We start from the raw sequence: 2,556 nt of genomic DNA on the forward strand, positions 1-2,556 counted from the left end.
CAGCTGGGGATTCCGGGGGCGTTAGCATCACTTAGGCGTCAAGTGACACTAACGAGTGGGGAGCCCCCCACGTGCACCTGTGATCACTGGGCGGTCTGGTACGCGTTGAGGTACGAGTCCTCGCCGCGGCGCTGCATGGCGAGCAGCTCGGCATACACGCCACCGGAGGTGGACAGCTCGGCAGGCGAGCCGATCTCGTCGACCCGGCCGTCCTTGATCGTCAAGATGCGGTCGACGCCGGCGATGGTGGAGAGGCGGTGGGCGATGATCAGCGAGGTGCGGCCGGCCATGAGCTGCACGAGCCCCTCCTGGACGGCCCGCTCCGAGCGGGTGTCGAGGGCGCTGGTGGCCTCGTCGAGGACCAGCACGGAGGCGTCCTTGAGCATGGCACGGGCCACGGAGATGCGCTGCTTCTGACCGCCGGAGAGCTTGAGGCCGCGCTCGCCGATCATGGCGTCGAACTCGCCCTCCAGCCCGCCGATGAAGCCGCTGGCGTTGGCGCGCTCGGCGGCCAGGGCGACCTCGTCCGCGTTGGCGGTGGGGTGGCCGTAGCGGATGTTCTCGCCGACGGTGTCGGAGAACAGCGACGGGTCCTGGAAGACGAGGGAGATGCGGCGACGCAGCTCGTCGTGGGGGAGCGTGGCGATGTCCACGCCGTCGAGGCGGATGTGGCCGCCCCGCAGCGGATAGAGGCCGAGGAGCAGGTTGACCAGGGTGGTCTTGCCGCCGCCGGACTCGCTGACCAGGGCCACACGCTCGCCGGGCCGTATGTCGAACGTGACGTCCCGCAGCACGTCCGGACCGTCGCCGTAGCCGAACCGCACGTCCTCGAACTCGAGGACGGCGTCGCCCTCGGCGCGGGCGGGCAGCGCCGGCATCTCGCGCACGTGCTCGACCTCGGTCGCCGCCATGACCTTGAAGTAGTCGCGCGACCCGGCCACCGCACGCTGCGAGGCGTCCAGCACCCAGCTCATCATCTCGACGGGCATGCGGGCCATGGCGATCAGCTGGATCAGCAGCACCATCTGGCCGACGGAGAAGCCGCCGCCGAGGGTCCGCCAGAAGATCAGGAGGTACATGGCCGCGAAGGCCAGGTTGAGCACGCCGCGACGGATGATGTCCATCGTGTGCCAGTGCCGCGACTGCTCCTTGGTCGTGCTGTCGGTCCGCATGAAGTGGTCCGTGAACGTGTCGAGCTCGTGCCGCTCGCGGGTGAACGACCGCACCACGCGGATCTGCCCCACGACCTCGGCGAAGCGGCCACCGGCCGTGTCGACGTGGTGGTTCTTGTCGGCCTCGAGCCGCTGCCACTTGCGCGACGTGAGCCCCGTGAGCCAGACATAGGTCGGGAAGACGACGGCCAGCAGCACCGCCAGCGGCCAGTAGTAGATCGCGCTGATCACCAGCACCGCCGCCGTCTGGATCAGCATGGTGAAGAAGGTGTTGGCCAGAGACTTCGCGAAGTTGGAGACCTCGGTGATCGAGCGGTTGAGCCGCGACACGATCGTCCCGGTCATCTCGTCGTCGAACCAGCTCTGCGGCAGGCGCAGCAACTTGTCGAGGTAGCGCGTCGACAGGATCGCGCGGATCCGGTTGCTGAGGACGTCGCCGGTGTAGCCGCCCAGGTTGGACACGACGGTGCTGACCAGCTCGGCCGCGAGGATCGCGAGCGTGAGGATCGCCAGCGTCGGGAAGACGGAGGTCCCCCGTCCGTCCTGGACCGCGTCGACGATCGTGTCGGTGGCCCGGCCGACGAGGAAGGGCGTCGCCAGGCCGGCGCTCGCCGTGACGATGGCGCAGGCCGCGACGCCCAGGTAGTAGGGGCGCAGCTCGGAGGTGAAGCGGATGATGTGGCCCAGCGTGGCGAAGATGCCCTGCTCCGGCGGCTCGTACTGCTCTGACGGCCCCTCGGGGGCCGCCCCGCTGCTGGGGGTGGCGCGCGTGGCGGCCGTGGCGCTGGTGCTCAAGGGGGACTCCTCGGTGGCGGTGCTCATGCGTCCACGAGACGACATCAAGCGGACATGAGGTCAACACCGAGGGTGGTCAGACTCTTCCCAGGGACCCTCAGCAGAGGTCGAGCAGTGCCTCCGCATAGGCGCACTCGAGGTCGACGTTGGTCGTATGCCGGTCCCGCTGCCCGTCGTTGGTGACGACACGCCATACGGCCGCTGTCTCGTGGTGCACCGACCGCAGCCGGTCACCCAGCAGCTCGCGCAGCTGGTCCTCGCGCGGCAGCCAGACCGTCTGGTCCAGCCCGACCGAGTCCAGGGCCCACTCGGTCGTCCCGTTGAAGCCGAGCACGGACTGGTCGGCGTAGTGGTGCAGCTCGATCGTGAGGTCGCTGATCCAGTAGGTCTGGTCGGTGAGGGTGTCCACGTCGATCGCGAACCGGTCGCCCGGCTGCGGCTCCCACAGCACGCCCGCGGCGGCGAGGCGGCGGGCCAGGTCCAGCGTCAGCATCTGTCCATCCTGCATCACGACGCGCGCGGGCGTCGGACGAGTGCGAGGCTCGGGGCATGGAGCTCCACGAATTTCTGGCTCTCCTGACTGATCCGT

2 protein-coding genes are annotated in these 2,556 nt (G+C 69.1%); both read right to left on the reverse strand.

The window, feature by feature from the left end:
- Positions 1–83 precede the first annotated feature (83 nt).
- On the reverse strand, positions 84–1,994 hold the full coding sequence (locus B2P18_RS17060; RefSeq protein ID WP_286961684.1) for an ABC transporter ATP-binding protein: 1,911 nt from the start codon (positions 1,992–1,994) through the stop codon (positions 84–86).
- 70 nt (positions 1,995–2,064) lie between these two features.
- A complete protein-coding gene (locus B2P18_RS17065; RefSeq protein WP_286960604.1) occupies positions 2,065–2,460 on the reverse strand; it encodes a hypothetical protein in 396 nt (131 codons plus the stop codon).
- Between the last annotated feature and the right edge of the window lie 96 nt (positions 2,461–2,556).

Origin of the sequence: Arsenicicoccus sp. UBA2120 (assembly GCF_002330965.1) — a bacterium.
Taxonomy (GTDB): Bacteria; Actinomycetota; Actinomycetes; order Actinomycetales; family Dermatophilaceae; genus Arsenicicoccus; species Arsenicicoccus bolidensis.